This is a genomic window from Massilia sp. TSP1-1-2 (assembly GCF_049896185.1).
In the GTDB taxonomy this organism is placed as follows: Bacteria; Pseudomonadota; Gammaproteobacteria; order Burkholderiales; family Burkholderiaceae_D; genus Telluria_A.
Genome location: NZ_JAFCTU010000061.1, coordinates 1 through 18,508, shown reverse-complemented (window position 1 = coordinate 18,508; position 18,508 = coordinate 1). Strand labels below are relative to the sequence as shown.

Annotated in this window: 12 protein-coding genes; 3 read left to right on the top strand and 9 right to left on the bottom strand. The window is 61.5% G+C overall.

What is annotated here, in order from left to right:
- On the top strand, positions 1–4,128 hold a 4,128-nt coding region (locus ACP7BV_RS26420), incomplete at its 5' end, for a beta strand repeat-containing protein (RefSeq protein ID WP_426107869.1).
- Positions 4,129–4,253: 125 nt separating this feature from the next.
- Here ACP7BV_RS26420 and ACP7BV_RS26415 read toward each other — a convergent pair.
- Positions 4,254–6,167, bottom strand: a complete 1,914-nt coding sequence (locus ACP7BV_RS26415; RefSeq protein ID WP_426107868.1) for a bifunctional diguanylate cyclase/phosphodiesterase — start codon at positions 6,165–6,167, stop codon at positions 4,254–4,256.
- 32 nt (positions 6,168–6,199) lie between these two features.
- Positions 6,200–6,901, bottom strand: a complete 702-nt coding sequence (locus ACP7BV_RS26410; RefSeq protein WP_426107867.1) for a transglutaminase-like cysteine peptidase — start codon at positions 6,899–6,901, stop codon at positions 6,200–6,202.
- Between the two features lie 286 nt (positions 6,902–7,187).
- On the opposite strand from ACP7BV_RS26410, the gene ACP7BV_RS26405 reads away from it, so the two are divergent.
- On the top strand, positions 7,188–8,861 hold the full coding sequence (locus tag ACP7BV_RS26405) for a TolC family outer membrane protein (protein ID WP_426107866.1): 1,674 nt from the start codon (positions 7,188–7,190) through the stop codon (positions 8,859–8,861).
- A gap of 153 nt (positions 8,862–9,014) precedes the next feature.
- On the opposite strand, the gene ACP7BV_RS26400 is transcribed toward ACP7BV_RS26405, so the two are convergent.
- The 6 genes from ACP7BV_RS26400 to ACP7BV_RS26375 form a co-directional block, all read right to left on the bottom strand.
- On the bottom strand, positions 9,015–9,848 hold the full coding sequence (locus tag ACP7BV_RS26400) for a metallophosphoesterase (protein WP_426107865.1): 834 nt from the start codon (positions 9,846–9,848) through the stop codon (positions 9,015–9,017).
- Positions 9,849–11,070: 1,222 nt separating this feature from the next.
- Positions 11,071–11,610 (bottom strand): TIGR00730 family Rossman fold protein, encoded by a 540-nt coding sequence (locus ACP7BV_RS26395; protein ID WP_426107864.1) that lies wholly within the window; start codon positions 11,608–11,610, stop codon positions 11,071–11,073.
- Positions 11,607–12,383: a hypothetical protein gene (locus ACP7BV_RS26390; RefSeq protein ID WP_426107863.1), complete on the bottom strand. Its 777-nt coding sequence runs from the start codon at positions 12,381–12,383 to the stop codon at positions 11,607–11,609. Before ACP7BV_RS26390 ends, ACP7BV_RS26395 begins: the two co-directional genes overlap by 4 nt.
- Before the next feature lie 10 nt (positions 12,384–12,393).
- Entirely contained in the window at positions 12,394–13,059 is a 666-nt protein-coding gene (locus ACP7BV_RS26385) for a TetR/AcrR family transcriptional regulator (RefSeq protein ID WP_426107862.1), read from the bottom strand.
- Between the two features lie 64 nt (positions 13,060–13,123).
- Positions 13,124–14,332 (bottom strand): patatin-like phospholipase family protein, encoded by a 1,209-nt coding sequence (locus ACP7BV_RS26380; RefSeq protein ID WP_426107861.1) that lies wholly within the window; start codon positions 14,330–14,332, stop codon positions 13,124–13,126.
- 75 nt (positions 14,333–14,407) lie between these two features.
- Positions 14,408–15,082, bottom strand: a complete 675-nt coding sequence (locus ACP7BV_RS26375) for a phasin family protein (RefSeq protein WP_426107860.1) — start codon at positions 15,080–15,082, stop codon at positions 14,408–14,410.
- Between the two features lie 229 nt (positions 15,083–15,311).
- Here ACP7BV_RS26375 and ACP7BV_RS26370 point away from each other — a divergent pair, with 229 nt between their 5' ends.
- Positions 15,312–17,297 carry an SDR family oxidoreductase gene (locus ACP7BV_RS26370; RefSeq protein WP_426107859.1) on the top strand — a complete coding sequence of 662 codons (1,986 nt, stop codon included), beginning with the start codon at positions 15,312–15,314 and terminating at the stop codon, positions 17,295–17,297.
- 319 nt (positions 17,298–17,616) lie between these two features.
- Here ACP7BV_RS26370 and ACP7BV_RS26365 read toward each other — a convergent pair whose 3' ends face one another.
- Positions 17,617–18,051 carry a hypothetical protein gene (locus ACP7BV_RS26365; RefSeq protein WP_426107858.1) on the bottom strand — a complete coding sequence of 145 codons (435 nt, stop codon included), beginning with the start codon at positions 18,049–18,051 and terminating at the stop codon, positions 17,617–17,619.
- Positions 18,052–18,508: the final 457 nt, after the last annotated feature.

Genomic DNA, 18,508 nt, shown 5'->3' with positions numbered 1-18,508 from the left:
CTGCAGACGAACGGCCAGTGGACTTACAACGCCAGTTCGGCGCACAACGAGTTTGTCGGTGGTACGACTTATACTGACATATTCAATGTCAAGAGCGCTGACGGCACGGCTACCACGATCACCGTCAACATCTTGGGCACGAATGACGCAGCAGTACTTAGCGCCGCAACAGTCCCGCTGACCGAATCCAACGTCATCCTGACCGCATCGGGCACCCTGACCATCAGCGATATCGACAGCGCCGCAACCTACATCGCGGGCACCTTCACCGGTACTCACGGTACAGTCACGCTGCAGACGAACGGCCAGTGGACTTATAACGCCAATTCAGTACACAACGAGTTTGTCGACGGGACCACGTACACCGATGTCTTTAACGTCAAGAGCGCTGACGGCACGGCGACCACGATTACCGTCAACATCTTGGGCACCAACGATGCCGCAGTGCTCAGCACCGCAGTGGTACCACTCACCGAGTCTGACGCCATCCTAACTGCATCGGGCACCTTGACCGTCACCGATATCGACAGTTCCGCAAGCTATGTCGGGGGCACCTTTACCGGCATCCACGGCACGGTAGTACTGCAGACGAACGGCCAGTGGACTTACTCCGCCAGTTCGGCGCACAACGAGTTTGTCGGTGGTACGACCTATACCGATGTCTTTAATGTCAAGAGCGCGGACGGCACGGCGACCACGATTACCGTCAACATCCTTGGCACCAACGATGCTGCGGTGCTCAGCACGGCCGTGGTACCGCTGACCGAATCGGATACCATCCTGACCGCATCGGGCACCCTGACCATCAGCGATATCGACAGCGCCGCAACCTACGTGGGGGGCACCTTTACCGGTACCCACGGCAAGGTGGTGCTTCAGTCTAACGGCCAGTGGACCTATACCGCCAGTTCGCCACACAACGAGTTCGTCGGAGGGGCCACTTACACCGATGTCTTCAACGTCAAGAGCGCCGATGGCACGGCAACAACAATCACCGTCAATATCCTCGGAACGAATGATGCAGCAGTTCTCAGCACTGCCGTAGTGCCGCTGACCGAATCGGACGCCATCCTGACCGCATCAGGCACCCTGACCATCAGCGATATCGACAGCGCCGCAACTTATGTCGCTGGCACCTTCACCGGCACCCACGGCAAGGTGGTGCTGCAGACTAACGGCCAGTGGACCTATACCGCCAGTTCGGCGCACAACGAATTTGTCGGCGGTACCACGTACACCGATGTCTTCAACGTCACGAGCGCGGACGGCACGGCCACATCGATCACCGTCAACATCCTGGGCACGAATGACGCAGCAGTACTGAGCACTGCAACAGTTCCGCTGACCGAGTCCGACGCCATCCTGACCGCCTCGGGCACCTTGACGGTCAGCGACATCGACAGCTCCGCCACCTATGCGGCGCTCACTTATACGGGCCAGTACGGTAGCGTCGCGCTGCAAACCAACGGCCAGTGGGTCTACACCGCCACGACCGCGCACAATGAATTTGTCGCAAACACCACCTACAGCGACGTGTTCATCGTGAAAAGCGCCGACGGCACCGCCACCACGATCAGCGTCAACATCCTGGGCACCAACGACGCAGCCATCATTACCCCGACCACGGTCAACCTCATCGAGAGCAACGTCGCGCTCGTGCAATCGGGCACAATCAGCATCACCGATGCCGACAGCGCTGCGACCTTCGTCGCCGGCACTCTGCCCGGCACCTACGGCAGCCTGGCCATCAGCGCCGCCGGCAGCTGGACCTACACCGCCAGCACGGCGCACAACGAATTCCAGGTCAACAAGACCTACACCGACACCTTCACCGTCACCTCGGCCGACGGCACCAAGGGCACAGTGGTGGTCAATATCGCCGGCACCAACGACGCACCCATCGCCGCCAACGATACCAATTCCATCACCGAGGATGGCGCATCGAGCACGCTTACCGTTGTGGCCGCAAATGGCCTGATCCTGAGCACGGCGACTCCGGCCGGCAAAGACACGGACCCGGAAAGCGACGCGCTGAGCATCAGCGCCCTGCGCACCGGCACTAACGGCGCCGGCGCCACCGGCACCGCCGGCGCGATCGGCGCGCCGCTAAGCGGCGCGTACGGCGCACTGACCGTCAATGCCGACGGCAGCTACTCCTACCAGCTGCGCAACAACAGCGCCGAGGTACAGAATCTGATGGCCGGCGAAACCGCCTACGACACGTTCACCTATACCGTCAGTGACGGCAACGGCGGCTTTAGCAGCGCCATGCTGACCATCGCGGTCAATGGCTCGATGGATCTGACTTCCGCCCCTGCCACGCTAACCGCACTGCCCAACGCGGCCAACGGCCTGACCGGCGCCTACTATGGCTACAACGAGACGGTCACGACCACCGGGCGCACCCACAGCGACGACGGCAAGGCCTTCTTCGGCAATCACCAGGCAGCGGGCAACCTCAATTCGGTGGAAGACATGGCCTTTATCATGGACGGGCGCAACGCGCTCGCCGGCGGGGGCAGCGTGGTGGGCACCGCCAATTCGGCCATCTACAGCAGTGCCGACGTGACGTTCCAGGCGCGTACGCTCAGCTATGGCGTCGGCCAGACCGTCACCACCGCGCTCGGCTCGAACGGGAACCTGGCCGCCGGCAGCACCCTGCCCGCCGTCAACGGCGGCTCGAGCACGCTGGGTCTGACCAACTTCCTGTACCAGGACAAGTCGACCGGTCTGGTGCAAACCGGCGCGGGCAACACCAACGGTACCTCCGGGCTGGGCAGCACCACCGACGCGGCAGTACGCCTGAGCGGACAGTTTTACGTGCAGCCGGGCTTTTACGACTTCCGCGTGTATGCCGACGATGGCTTCCGCCTGAACGTGGCCGGCCAGACGCTGATTGAATTCGACGGCAACCAGGCGCCGACCACGCGCGTGTTTTCCAACGTCCAGCTGAGCAATATCGAAGGCGGCCTGCAGGATATCGAACTGCTGTACTGGGAACAGGGCGGCAATGCCGTGCTGCGCATCGAGTACAAGGCCAGCAACGACGCGACGAACACCTATCAGACGCTGTCGCTGCAAAACACGGCCATGTTCTCGGCTGAAGCTGCGCCGACGCTGAGCGACCCGCAGATCCAGGACCTGGTCTACGACGGCACCAGCGCCACCTGGCAGATGCGCACCGGCAGCCGGCTTGACGGCGACGCCAGCGGCAATACCCTGACCGGCGGCGCCGGACGAGATCTGCTCTCAGGCAATGGCGGCGCCGACATCCTCAACGGCGGCGGCGGCGCCGACCGCCTTGACGGCGGGGCCGGTGACGACAAGTTGTACGGCGAAGCCGGCAACGACGTACTGATCGGCGGCGCCGGTGCCGACCGCCTCGAAGGCGGCGCGGGCGACGATATCTATGTCCTGTCCGATACGTTCGACACACTCGTCGAGGCCGCCAGCGGGGGCGTTGACACGGTCCAGCTCGACTCCACGTATTCCGCTGCATCGTACGCGCTGCTCGCCAATTTCGAGAACGCGACGGCCTTGGGTTCGAGCAACATCAACCTGACCGGCAACGCGGCCGATAATCGGCTTGAAGGCAACAGCGGTAACAATACGCTGGTGGGCAATGCCGGCAACGACTACCTCGTGGGCGGTGCGGGCAATGACATCCTGAGCGGTGGCGCCGGCGCCGACGTGTTTGCATGGGGTCTGGCCGACAAGGGCGTGGCTGGCGCGCCGGCGCTTGACACGATCACCGACTTTAGCTACGGCACCGGGTTTAGCACGGTGGAGTCGAGCACCGCCGGCGTGGCGGTGGGCGGCGGCGACGTGCTCGACCTGCGCGACCTGCTGGTGGGTGAACACACCAGTTCGGGCGTGACCGCGCAGACGACGTCGCTGGTTGAAATTTCGAACCTGAGAAATTATATTCACGTGGAGATCAGCGGCACCACCACCATTTTGCACATCAACAGCACGGGCGGTTTTACAGGAGCCGTCACCAACAATGTGGGCGAAAACCAGACTATCACGCTCAACCAGAACCTGTACACCGCCACCGGGATCGCCGCCGGCGACGACACGAACCTGCTCAAGATGCTGATCAAGATGGGAACGCTGCGGGTGGATTGACGCAAGGGTCGGAAAATCGGGGAAATTGTAGGTCGGAAAAGCGCGAGCGCATTCCGACATTGCATGCGTCACCGTGACGCGTGCGATGTCGGAATGCGCTCGCGCTTTTCTGACCTACGAGGTAACTATTGGGCCAAATCCTGCACCGCCGGCCCGGTGGCGCCGTCGAACCCGAGAGCGTCGAGCGCATTTAACTCGGCCACGTCGCTCACGCCTTCGGCATACACCTGCAGCCCCAATTTGTGCGCAATGCTGTTCAAGCCGCGCAGAAAATTCTGGTTGCCGCCATTGGTATTGATATCGCGGATAAAGCTGCCGTCGACCTTCACGTAATCGAGCGCCATGTCATGCAGCAGGGCGATCTGCTTGAAATGCCGGCCAAAATGTTCAATCCCGAGCCGGCAGCCGCTCGCGCGCAGCGCTTCGCAAAATACCCGGAACGCGTCGAGCTGCGCGAACACGCCGCTCTCGGGCACTTCCAGCCACAAGCGCCTGGCCACGGCCGCTCGCGCGCCAATCAGCTCGAGCACCTGCTGGCGAAACTGCGGATCCTGCACCGAACGCGCCGACAAGTTGACCGCCAGGCCAGGCAGCGTAGCGTCGCCCGCCAGCTCGTCCAGGCCAAGCGTGACGGCCACCAGATCGAGCCGCGTGGTCAACCCCAAGCGCTCGGCAATCGGCAAAAAGCGCGCCGCCGGAAACCATTCGCCACCGAACATCAGGCGCAGCGCCGATTCGCGGTGCACCACGTTGCCGGCCATGTCGACTACGGGAAACGAGGCCATGCGCACCCAGCGCTGTTCCAGGCTGCGTTCGATCAGTCTGGCCCATTCGCCGGCGCTGCGCGGCGCTTCGGCGATATTAAGCGGCAGCTCTTCGCGCACGGCGCTCACGCCCTGCGCTTCGGCCGCCGCCAGCGCGGTATCGACCTGCGAGAGCAGCGCACCGAGATTGAGCCCGTACTGGATCTTGCCGATGCCAACATACACGGGCGCCTCGCTGCCGCCGCGATTGACCACTTCGCCGGCCACGCCAGCCAGCAGCGCCTGCGCCACCGCGTGCGGCTCGGCGCCGCGCAGCACCAGCGCAAAGTCGCTGCCGTTCAGGCGCGCGGCAAAGCCGTCCGCGTGCAGCTGGGCCTGGGCATCGAAGCGCTCGCCGATCGCGGCCAGCATGGCGTCGGTGGCCTTGTGGCCCAGCTGCCGGTTCAAGTCGGCCAGGTGCGACAGGCGCAGCAAAATCAGGCTGCCGTGCGCGCCATCCTCGACCGCCAGCACTTCGCCCATTTGCTGCATGAAATGGTGGCGGTTGGCCAGCCCGGTCAGCGGGTCGGTATTGGCTTCGCGCCGGATCGCCTCGAGCCGCTCGGCTTCATCGGCGAACAATGACTTGAGCAGCACCACGGTCGAATTCATCGCCACGCTGAGCTGGCGCAGTTCCGGCACGTTCGATACCGGCGTGGTGACGAAGCGGCGCTCGGCGATCGCGCGCGCCTGTTCGACCACGGCGTCCAGGGGGCGCTTCAAGCGGCGCAAAATCAGCGTGGCCAGGTAGCCTGCCACCAGGCCCGAAAAGGCCAGCACCGCAATCATCTGCAGCGTCGAATTCCACAGCGTGTGATAGGCGAACTGGCTGCGGCTGACGATGGTCAGCGTGCCGACCTGCTTCCAGCCGCTGGCGATATGGGCCACGCCGGGGGCCGGGCGAATCGGCAGCAGGGCCATGAACCACCGTGGCACGCCGCTGTGCCCGGGCGCGGCGCGCCGCTCGACCAGCATCTTGCCGCGCGGGTCGACCAGCGTGATGGCGTCATAGTGGCCGCTGTCGAACAGCGCCGCGATCGACAATTCGAGTTCCACCGGTTCGACCGCCCGCAGCGACAGCGCCTGCGCCAACACGGTGGCGTTGTCGATGTTCTTCAGTTCGAGCTGGGTTTGCAGGTAGGAGCGCGCGCTGAGCGTCGTGGCCAGCAGGCCGCCGGCCAGCGCAAGCAGGGTTCCGATGATCAGGGCGATCCAGAGTTGGCGGTACATCGACATGGGACGTCCTCAGAAAGATAAAAAAAATAACATCAGTCAAAACCTTCGCGCCGCGCCCGCAACAGCAGGTCCTGCCACGCCGACAGGCGTTCCGTGCCGCCCGCGGCCGGCGCGCCCGCGGCCGCGCCGGCGAACACGCCCAGCCGGTTGAAACTGAACACAGGCGTCAGGTCGGCGCGGCGCGCGGCCGGGCGAATGTCGGTGATCAGGTTATCCAGGATCATCGGGTCCGCGTCCGGCGTCGGGTAATACGCCAGCACCATGTGCGCCTGCTGCAGCGAACTGGACGGGCCGCCAAGGCGCGCGCGCACGTAAATTAGGCGCAATTGAACATCCGGCACATTCATGTCCAGCAAAGAAAAGTATTTTGCGATAACAAAGTCTTCGCAATCTCCTTTTCCTTTCGTCATCGTTTCAAAAGGCGTGGCCCAAAAGTCCGACTTGCCCCACACGGCCAGGTCATCGGCAAAGGCAATGCGGCGATTGAAGAATTCATTGACCTTGATCAATTTTATGTCAGTTGTCTGTTGACGATTGTCGTCCAACATTTTTGCCCAGTCACGCAAGGCGTTGCTGCCCGCCGCTGCCGCCTGCACCCGCGCCGGCAAGCGCGCCCCATCGATCGCCGCCGCGAGCAGCATGGTAAAGCACAGCAGCGCGCACAGCAGCGAGCGGGCCGGCGTCAAGCCGGACCGGCGCTGCTTTGCACTAGGCGAAAGAGAGGGAAATTGCACGGTCCGGGATCAGGCGCAGGACCCGACTTTGTTATCAAATATCAAAATATCCTTACATCCAAGCAAATACTTGAAAACAAGATTACACTAAGGGCTATCGGAGGCGTGGCAAAACATGCGTTTAACATAGTTGCGTGAGAACATCCAATTACCGCTGTGAAACGTATAATATTTGCAGCAGTACTGTAGAGGCGTTAGTCACGCTCTATTTTATTGCCATTATGCATTAATTTAACGCGAAAAATACACTTTACAGTCTTCTGGACTGCCAAGGAAAACATTCCAAATGAAGTTGAAAAATACCTGCGCCCTTGCCACCCTTGTCGCCCTTGCCGTTGCTTCGCTGGCCAGCCACGCGCAAACCCAGACGCTCAAGGAAGTCACCCAGCAAGCCGTGCTGTCGAACCCGGAAGTGCAGGCGCGCTGGCATGCGTTCGAAGCGGCCGGCCATGAGCGCGCCGCCGGCGCCGGCGCCTATCTGCCGCGCCTGGACCTGGCCGCCGGTATTGGCCGCGACAACCAGGACGACCCGCTCAGGACCAGCAAGCTGTCGCGCAGCTCCACCTCGCTCACCCTGACCCAGATGCTGTTCGACGGCTTTCTGACCAAAAACGACGTGGCCCGGCTGGATCACGCCCGCCTGGCGCGACTGTATGAATTGCGCGACACGACCGAGACGGTGGTGCTGGACGTGGTGCGCAGTTACGCCGACGTGCTGCGCTATCGGCGCCTGGTGGAACTGGCCGAAGACAATTACGTGCGCCACCAGGCGGTGTTCATCCAGATCCAGAAAAAGACTCAGGCTGGCGTGAGCCGCCGGGTCGACCTCGAGCAGATTGCGGGCCGCCTGGCGCTGGCCGAATCGAACCTGCTGCAGGAAACGGCCAACCTGCACGATGTCAGCGCGCGCTTTCAGCGCCTGGTGGGCGTCGTCCCCGCCGCGACGCTCGAACCGATGAAGCCGCTGACGGGCGGCCTGCCGCTCACCATCGGCGCCGCCCTCGGCACCGCCCTCAAAACGCACCCGGCGCTGCAGGCGGCCGTTGAAAACGTGCGGGCCAACGACAAGGCCGGCGCCGCGCGCCGCGCCGCCTACGCGCCGCGCCTGGATTTGGTGATGCGCAATGACCGCGGCAACAACTTGAACGGCATCAGCGGGCGCACCAACAACGGCGCCGTGGAATTGCAGATGTCGTGGAACCTGTTCAACGGCTTGTCGGACCTGTCGCGCGTGCGCCAGCAGGCGGACCTGATCAATGTGGCGCGCGACCAGCGCGACAAGGCCTGCCGCGACGTGCGCCAGACGCTGCTCATCGCCTACAACGACACGGTCAAGCTGACCGAGCAGCTGAGCTACCTCGACCAGCACCAGCTGTCGATTGAAAAGGCGCGCGACGCCTACCGCAACCAGTTCGACATTGGCCAGCGCTCGCTGCTGGACCTGCTCGATTCCGAAAACGAACTGTTCCAGTCGAAGCGCTCGTACGCCAACGCGCAGTACGACCAGTTTTATGCCTACGCGCGCACCCACGCCGGCATGGGCCTGCTGCACCAGGCGCTGGGACTGTCGCGCCAGGAGCCGGGCGCGCTGCCCGAGTCGGGCCGCCAGGACGACCGCGCCGACGCAGTGCAGAACTGCCCGAACGAGCTGCCGCAAACCTACGTGATCGACAAGGCCAAACTCAACGAGCGGGCCAGGGAGTATGTGTTCAATACGCCGACCGGGCCTTTGCCTGCCGCGCCGGCGATTACCGCACCTGCGGCGCCGGCCCCGGTCGCGCCACCGGTGCTGGCCCCGATCGTCAAGCCTGCGCCGCCGGTTCCGGCGTGCGTGGCACCGGCCATGCCTGCCTCCGACGCCCTGGCGCCGGTCACGCGTCCATCCGCGCGCAAGTACAAGCGCAAGGCACCCGCCCGGCGCAAGGCGGCCGACCCGACCTTTGGCTGCAAGCCGGTGTAATGGCCTAGTGTCCTGAGTTGGAAGTTCGTTGCTTATAAATGTTCCGAAATCGCCGAGAGACAAGGAACAAAAGCGGAGCAAGGCCGAGGCCTTGCGAGCATTTTTGACGCAGTATCGCGGGGATTCTCGGGATATTTATTCCAACTCGAGACACTAGACTTCGATGACCAGATCTTCCCGAAAGGCCGCCTGCTCGCCCTTGTTCAGGTACCCGAGGGGATTGGCGAGAACGCGGCAGGCCCACGCGCGCGCGCCGTCGCTGCCGCGCACGATGTAGTCATTGGCGCAGTGCAGGTGGCCGTGCAGCCACACATCGACCAGCGGAAACAGGTCGTCCATCGCATTGCAAAAGCCGGCCGTGCCGGGTGTGAGGCCGTAGCGCGGGTCGGCGCTTTGCAGGCTTGGCGCGAAATGCGTCACCGCGACTGTCTTTCCGCCCCAGGGGACGGCCAGCGCGGCGCGCAGCCAGCTCTGGCACGCCAGCGACATGGTGCAGATGCCTTCTGCCAGCACCGGCTCGCCGGCCTTCAAGGTGGTGTTTTTGCTCAGATAGTAATTGGCGGCGCGGTGCGCCTTGGTGCGCTGCTGGATCTGGCGCGCCAGCGTCGACTCGCGCGCGGCCAGCGCCTCGAAATCGCTCCACAAGGTAGTGCCGACAAACCTGACGTCCCCAATGGTGACGACTTCGCGTTCGAGCCAGGTGATGCCGAGCCGTTCGCAGGTGCGGCGCAACCGCGCATAGGTGTCGTCGAAGTCAAGCGCGTCGAATTCATGGTTGCCCGGCACGTACAGCACGCGCGCGAACCCAAAACCGCTCTGCAGCGGCGAAAACCGGCCCAGGCCGAAGTCGTCGTCCTCGAGGCGCGAGCCGGTTTGATACGAGCCCACGTCGCCCGCGACGATGACGACGTCGGTGGCCGGATGGATGAGGGGACGAAAGTGCGGGGCACGCTCGAGATGCAGGTCGGAGAAAAGCTGTAGGCGCATAGTTAGCGCAGTATAGCCGCCTCTGGCAGGGCGCGCTTTGCGCCCTCAATCAATGGACCTATCCGGTCAGCAAGCTCGTCGAATAGGTCCACCGTGCTGTCGGACATGCGGTTCCATCTAGGCGTCGCATGCTCTACACCCTTCTCTATAATCACCGTAACCTGGCTCGCCAAGGGACATCGTACCGAGCAATCGCAAATCAAGCAGATGCCTTGCGGTCTGCCAGCCAGCCACATTGGCTTGACTTGCAGACCAACCGAGAGGCGTCGTTCGCACGTGTCCCGTAGCAATATCGATTGCGTACCCATGACTGTTCATTATCCTTTGCACCGCACCTAAATGCGCAGCAAGGCTCGCTTCTACAAGGTCGCCAATTGCTGGAGCGTCGCCAGTGATGACATGGCAGGTGACGATGGCTCCGTAAAAGCGTGCGAATCTGTCGGCAGCCCATCTCGCCCAATTGCCGGGGGTGCGTGCACCGGCGCCGATGTGACAGGTGAATGTGGCCTGTGCATTTCTAAATATGACTTGGGCGCAGCCGATTAGCGAGTCGGTGAATAGAGTGGCAACGTGCGCTTGCGCATTCCGAACGCCTAAGCCCTCGTTAATCCCGCACCGGATGCGGTAAGGAGGGGCGCTTCCGTGAGTGTGGCCGTGAGTACGCGGTCTTGAATACTCCCAGGAGGGCGGCCCCGAAACAGAAGTATGAGCAAATTCGCCCATGCCGTGCTGGCTGCAGCTCGCGCAGGGTTTGGGTGTGCCGTGGTACGGACAGGTAGCCATGATCGTGCCCTCTTCGTCGGAATTTTTCGATAGGTCGTGCTTCTTCGCTTGTCTGGATTAATTACTATTTTTATAATGTTACTACGAAGACGCGCAGCGTTGTAGATTTTTGTCGGGATGTCGCCCGGGGCCTTGAAAGAGGAGAGTGGGCGAGCGCCCAGCGCTGACGGCGAGGCGCCGCCGAGTGGAATCACATGCAAGGATGGCGTGCGCACGCGTTGCCATGGCTTGCCACAACGTCGCGCTGGATCGGTAGCGAATGCAAGCGAGAGCGCTTCAAGCGCGAGCCGCTACCCACCCTGGCAAAAAAGCGCAGAGCTGCGTCAGCTTGAGAACGCAACACGATAGCTGCGAGTTGTCGCGGCCCCGGAAGCGCATGGAACGAAAAAAAACGGCCATCCAGCCGCCTTTTCGTGGAAAACGTGCTGCCCTCTGGCGGTCAGAAACGCATCAGCCGCTCGATCAACGCTTCCGGGTCGGATTCGACCATCATCAACCCCGCATGCTGCGGCTTGATGAACGCTTCGCCGCGCGCGTGGTCCAGGAAACCGACCAGCTGGTCGTAAAAGCCGCTGACATTGAGCACGCCCACCGGTTTGGCATGGATGCCAAGCTGCGACCAGGTGAGCATCTCGAACAGCTCTTCGAGCGTGCCCATCCCGCCCGGCATGGCAATGAAGCCGTCGGACAGCTGCGCCATCATGGCTTTGCGCTCGTGCATGTCCTTGACGACGAACAGGCGCGTCAGGCCCGAATGGGCCAGCTCGCGGTCCACCAGCTGCTGAGGAATGACGCCGCTCACTTCGCCCCCGAGGCGCAGCACTTCGTCGGCGATGATGCCCATCAGGCCCACGTGGCCGCCGCCATACACCAGCGCCACGTTGCGCCCGACCAGCGCGCGCGCCAGGGCCCGCGCGCCATCCGCATACACGCTCGAGGCGCCCGGGTTGGCGCCGCAATAGACGGCAATCGACTTCATTCGTCTTCCAGCTCTTCTTTCGCCGCCTCGACATCGAGGCGCTCCATCGCATCTTGCGGATCAATCGCCGCCGCTTCTTCGTACAGCGCGACGGCCTCCTTCATTTTCTTCTCGCCATCGAGGGAAACGAGCGCGTTGGCGTATTCGATGCGCCCGATGGCCGTGTCGGGATTGAGTTCGATCGCCTTCTTGAACGCCTTGTAGCCCTCTTCCTTCTTGACCTTGTAGGTCAGCGCGCCGATCATCGCGCCCACGCTGCCGATGATCTCGGCGTGAAAAGCGCCCAGCGCGATGTGCGCATCGGCGTGCTTGGGCGCGAGCGCAATGGTTTTGTCGAGGCTGGCGCGCACCTTGGGGGCGATGCCCTGGGCCAGCGCCTTGACGATCGAGATGCCTTGCGCGTAGCGGCCCAGCGCGTATGCGTGCCAGTAGTAGCCGGCGGCGTTGGACGGTTGCTCGAGCTGCTGGCGCTCGCAGCGCTCGGCCACTTCCTCGAACAAGGCGATTTTTTTCTTGTCGTTCTTTTCCAGGTAAGTGGCGTACATGCAGGACGCCTTGTGCGCCACGGCGTAGCCTTCGACACCCGCATCCAGGCCGATCCTGGTGGCCTTTTCAAACTCGCCCGCATGAAAGGCAATCCACGCATCGACCAGCGCCGCTTTTTTCGGAAACGCTTCGGCGTCGCCCGCGTGCAGCCGAGGCCAGGCTTTTTTCAGCGTGGCGGCGGTGTAGACGTAAGCGTCGTCGGGGTGCGGGAATGTGGTCCATGCCATGGGTGGCTCCTTACTTGAGTTGTTTGAGATATTCTTCGGACAGTTTCTGGAACAGCAGGTGGGTGTCGCCGCGCAGGTAGGGTCCGATCAGCGAGAGCACCTGGTAGCAGCCGCGCGCGAGCGCGTCCGACATGGCTTGCTGCTCGGTGTATTTGCGCGGATTGCGCACGTATTCGTAGGACAGCCAGTAGGTGGCGACCACCACCATATTGGTGGCCATGGCGCTGATTTCGGCGTCCGACGCTTCCAGCGACTTTTCGGTGCGCAGGTCTTCGCACAGCTGCTTGGCGACCTTGATCTTGTGCGCCAGGATTTGCTTGAAATGCAGTTCGAGCTTGCGGTTGCGCGACAAAAGGTCATTCAGGTCGCGGTAAAAAAACCGGTAGCGCCAGACCAGCTCGAACATCAGGTGCAAGTACAGCCACACGTCTTCGATGTTGGAGCGGCGCCCTTCGGGCACGGTGAGGATGCGCTCGATCTCGGCTTCAAACTGCACGAAGATCGAGTTGACGATGTCATCCTTGTTGCGGAAGTGGTAGTACAGGTTGCCCGGCGAGATATTCATCTCTTCGGCGATCACCGTGGTGGTGATGTTCGGCTCGCCGAACTCGTTGAACAGCCGCAGGGACAACTCGAGGATGCGTTCGCGGGTACGGCGTGGAGCTTTCTGTAGCATGGCGGGAGGTCACTGTTTTTCTTACACAAGCATAACACTGAAACCGGCCGCAAGAACAGGGCAGTTACTGCGAATCGGCCACCTTCAGGTAGCGTTCAAGGTCGTCGAGCGCCTGGCGCAAGCGCGCCAGCGCCTGACGCGAAGGCGCCTGCTGCACCAGCGACAGACTGGTATCGCGCAGCACGTTCAGTTTGAGCTTGAGGCCATGCCGTTCCAGCTTGGGCCCGATCTCGGCGCGCCGCTCGAGCAGCTCGAGGCGCGTGTTCTGGTACGCCTTTTCGCACATCTCGCGCCGGTTCGAATAGCTGAAGATATTGGTAAAGAAGAGCTGGGCGTCGTCCTGGCTGGGCTGGAACAGCAAGATGTCCACGTCAGGATGGCTTTTTTCGTAACTGGCCATGCCGGAGGCGATGCGCGAATGCAGGATCGAACGCAGCGTCTGCGAGAGCACGTCGAGCAGCCCGCCCGAGGACAGCTTGCCAGGCGCGTTGCGCAGCTCGCGCCCGCGCGCATTGTAGGGGACGATGGCATTCACGCAAAACAGCATGTCGACCCCTGCTTCGAGCGCGATCGAGGCGTGCATGCTCTTGCGTACGGCGCCGTCGACAAAATGGTGGCCGTGGATTTCCACCGGCGGGAACAGCCCCGGCACGGCGGCGCTGGCCTGGACCGCTTTCGAGATCGGGATCGCGTCCCAGCCCTTCTGGCCAAAGCGCACCGCGTCGCCGGTATCGAGGTCGGTGGCCACGATCACCAGCTTGTTGCGCAGCTTGCGAAAGTCATTGGTGCGGCCCGCGCGCGCAAACGTCGCCTTCATGTAGCGATGAATGCCCTCGCCCGACAAGATCCCGGCAGGCAGCGCTTCTTTCAGGCGTTCGAAGGAGGCGAACACGCTCCTGCGGTTGCGCGCGTAATGGAACAGGCTGGACGCCAGCAGGCCCGGCAGCAGCGCCAGGCGCTTGCTGATTTCGGCTGTGGCCGGGCGCAGCAGCAGCTCCGGCTTGAACAGCGCCGCGCCGTCGGCGGCGTCGACGTCGCTCTCGATGAACAGGCGGCACATCTGATGCGGCGTGATGCCGTTGGCCAGCGCGGCGGCGATGATGCCGCCGGCGCTGATGCCCACGTAGATGTCGGCGTCGTTTACGTCCAAGCCTTCGATCGACTCTTCGAGCGCGGCCAGCACGCCGATCTCGTAGACCGCGGCCAGCGGTCCGCCGCCGGCCAGTGCCAGGCCGATTTTGCGCTGCGGGGGATTTTCTGTGCTCGAAGTCATGGTGTATTTGCTCTTTTTAAAACGTAAAAAGGGCCTGCGCAAAGCACAGGCCCTTTGTCAGGCTGGCGCGCGCAATTACGCTGCGCTGGTGCTCTCTACCGGCGTGTCGTTGACTTTTTCGGCGGCGGCTTTCTTAGGTGCTGTCTTTTTTGGGACGGCTGCATTTTTAGGCGCGGCTGGCTTGACGGCGATCTTCTTTGCGGCGGCTGGCTTGGCGGCTGGCTTCGCAACTGCCTTAACTGCTGGCTTCGCAACGGCCTTGACTGCGGCCTTTTTAGCGACCGGCTTCTTGGCAGCTGCCTTTGGCGCGGCCTTGGCCGCTGGCTTGGCGGCCGGGATCTTTTTGCCGGTAGCGGCAGCCACTGCGCGGCTGAGCTGCTCGACGCGGCGGGTCAATTCCTGGATGTCTTTCTGGGTCGGCACGCCAATGGTCGACAGGGCGCGAGCGACGCGGTCTTCGAAGACCTGCTCAAGCTTGTCCCACGAACCGGAAGCTTGCTTCGACACGCCATCGGCAACCTTGGTGACGGTGTCGGTCACGCCGGAGACTTTATCTTCGGCCATTGAACGGGTACGGCGCTGCAGGTTGGTGCCTTCTTCGACCAGCTTGCTAAATACACGGCCGCCTTCTTCCTGGGCCTTGGCGAAAGCGCCCAGGCCTGCCTGCCAGATCTGGTGAGCGGAGGTACGAACGGCGCTAGCCAATTGTTTGTCTTCGGCTTTTGCCAGTGTCTTCAGTTTCTTTACCATTGTGAGCTCCCGGTTTGTGTGTGATTCCGTCAGTGATTCGAAGTCGAACCCTTCTTTGATGAGAGCATTTTAGTGAGCAATTCTAGAGATCGGATACTAAACGCATAGAGAGCAGCTTCTAAAAGGGAGAACAGCGCAACAAGATCGACCAAGACTCCTTGCCAACCGGGCATTCCCCTGTAATGATTAGTGTATCTATTCAAATAACCAGCACAAGGGAGACACCACGATGCAGTATTTTGTCACAGGAGCGACCGGGTTTATCGGCAAGCGTTTGGTCAAGAAGTTATTGGCACGAAAAGGCAGCGTGGTGTACTTCCTGATGCGCGAAGCGAGCAAGGACAAGCTGGGCGAACTGCTCGAATTCTGGGGCACCACCAAGGCGCGCGCGATTCCGGTTTTTGGCGACCTGCGCGAAGCGAAGCTGGGCGTCTCCAAGGACGATACCAAAAAGCTGTCCAAGAACATCGACCATTTCTTCCACCTGGCCGCTATCTATGACATGACCGCCGACGCCGACGACCAGGCCGCGGTCAATGTCGACGGCACCCGCAATACGGTGGACTTTGCCAACGTCATCCACGCCGGCTGCCTGCATCATGTATCGTCGATTGCCGCCGCCGGCATGTACGAAGGGATCTTCCGCGAAGACATGTTCGACGAAGCTGAAGGACTCGACCACCCCTACTTCGCCACCAAGCACGACTCCGAAAAAATCGTCCGCAACGAGACCAAAGGTGCGTTTCGCGTCTACCGTCCGGGCATGGTCGTGGGCGACTCGGTCACCGGGGAAATGGACAAGATCGACGGTCCCTACTATTTCTTCAAACTGATTCAGCGCATCCGCCAGTTGCTGCCGCCTTGGATGCCGACCATCGGCCTTGAAGGTGGGCGCATCAACATCGTGCCGGTCGACTTTGTGGTCGACGCCATGGACAATATCGCCCACCAGAGCAAGCTCGACGGCCAGTGCTTCCACCTGACCGATCCGGAACCGATGCGGGTGGGCGAAGTGCTCAACGTGTTCTGCCGCGCCGCGCATGCGCCGACCATGAGCATCCGCATCAACGCCGCGCTGCTCGGCTTCATTCCGAAGTCGGTCAAGAAGGGCATCATGGCGCTCTCGCCGGTGCGCCGCGTGCGCGACGCGCTGATGAAGGACCTGGGCCTGCCGTCCGACCTGATGGGCTTTATCAACTACCCTACCCGCTTCGACAGCCGCGAGACGCAGCGCGCGCTTAAGGGCACGGGCATCGCCTGCCCGCCGCTCGAGTCCTACGCCGCCCCGATCTGGGATTACTGGGAGCGCAAACTCGACCCGTCGCTGTTCATCGACCACACGCTGCGCGGCACCGTGGCCGGCAAGGTGGTGCTGATCACCGGCGGCTCGTCGGGCATCGGCCTGGCGGCGGCCCACAAGATGGCTGAGGCGGGCGCCATTACCATCATTTGCGGGCGCGACGAAGACAAGCTGGCCGAAGCGCGCAAGGAAATTACAGATCGCGGTTTCGACTGCGTGACCTATTCTGCCGACGTGGCCGACATGGCCGACTGCGACCGCTTCGTGCAGGTGCTGCTGGAGAACCATGGCGGCGTCGACGTGCTGGTCAATAACGCGGGCCGCTCGATCCGGCGCGCGATCGAAGGCAGCTTTGACCGCTTCCACGATTTCGAGCGCACCATGCAGCTCAACTATTTTGGCTGCCTGCGCCTGACCATGGGACTGCTGCCCAAGATGATCGCGCAAAAGAAGGGGCACATCATCAATATCTCGTCGATCGGCGTATTGACAAATGCGCCGCGCTTTTCGGCGTATGTGGCCTCCAAGGCGGCGCTGGAAGCGTGGACGCGCTGCGCGTCGTCGGAGTTGTCGGACGTGGGCATTAAGTTCACGACGATTAACATGCCGCTGGTGAGAACGCCGATGATCGCGCCGACAAAAATCTACCAGAACGTGCCGACGCTGGCACCTGAAGAAGCGGCCGACATGATCGCCGAGGCGATCGTCTACAAGCCGGTGCGCATTGCGACCCGCGTGGGCGTGTTCGGACAGGTGCTGCATGCCTTGATGCCGCGCGTGGCGCAGATCGTGCTCAACACGACGTTCCGCATGTTCCCCGATTCGGATGCGGCCAAGGGCGGCGACAAGAAGGCGCCGCAGATGAGCTCGGAACAGATCGCGATGCAGCAGTTGCTGCGCGGGGTGCACTTCTGATGCTGGTCTGTGCGTAAAAAAAAGGAGCTTCGGCTCCTTTTTTTTGCTATTGATCAGAGCGGATGAAGTTGGTGAGGCGGGCGATTTGCGCCGCGCGCCGTACGTTCGACGCGCCAGGGATCACAATCCACTTGTCATGCTGGTAGATGCCGAATATCAATATGAAACTCTATTAACCATGCCCTCTTTTCAGCAAACCCTGACCGATGTTCGGCATAATCCCTGGCACGTTTCTCGAGGAATTCAGCCAGGGTTCGAGAGCGATTTCATTCATCCGAACTTCCGATCATGTATTAGAGTGCGAAACTGAGAGGCTGCTTCAGCCCGGCCTGATTGAATCGATCGTTATCCCATAGTCGTTCTCAAGCGTCGCAGCAATCTGAGGTCCGCTCAAACCGCCCCGAAACCAGAAAGCCAGGAATATTGCGACCCTGTCGTGCATCTCAGATGGATTGGGTGGATATAGAACGCAGATTGTCGCTCTTATGCGCAACACGTCGTCATCGTCAGAACAGTCACGACCGGCGATCAATTCCCACAGCTTGACTCGCTCAGCTTCCACCTCCCTCAGACCAATTACACCAGTCGAGTATCGATTGGCAATCGCTGCCGCCTCACGGGCCGGAAGTGGCAAGCTATCAGTTGCTCGATACAAGGCGTCGATCATGAACTTCTGCGCCAGGCAAGTCTCACGAGGATCATCCAGATCCACCTGACTTGTTAATGCTCTAAAAAATTCGTCGGCACTGTTCATGGAGGCTAATAAATATCTGGCGTGGCTGAGTGAATCCCTCCCGACTACAAAGATGGCGCGTCCGAGGCCGTCATATTCTTCGACATTTGAATGTTAAGGCCCCTCAGCGACATCAACCGTCAATTCGCATCTATTACGGCATAGTCGCCGGGACAATGCTCCTCAGACGGGAAATGAGGAAGGTAAAAAGAAAAGCACTGAGCCAAAAAAGCCTATGCTGATACCGATCCACAGAGCGCGCACCTTCGTGCCGGCATCGCCTGGCGGGAGGAACACCCCTCCTAAAAAATACAGTCCCATCAGAAACACCGCATACAGGAATCTGTAGTTCAACAGATAGGTCGCACCAGCAAACGACATAGCTGTTGAACATAAAAGAATCGTGACTATTCAGCCTGAGCGCACAGTGTAGAAAGTTGTTGTAAACAAATCTTAGATAACGCATCATGGGGCATGC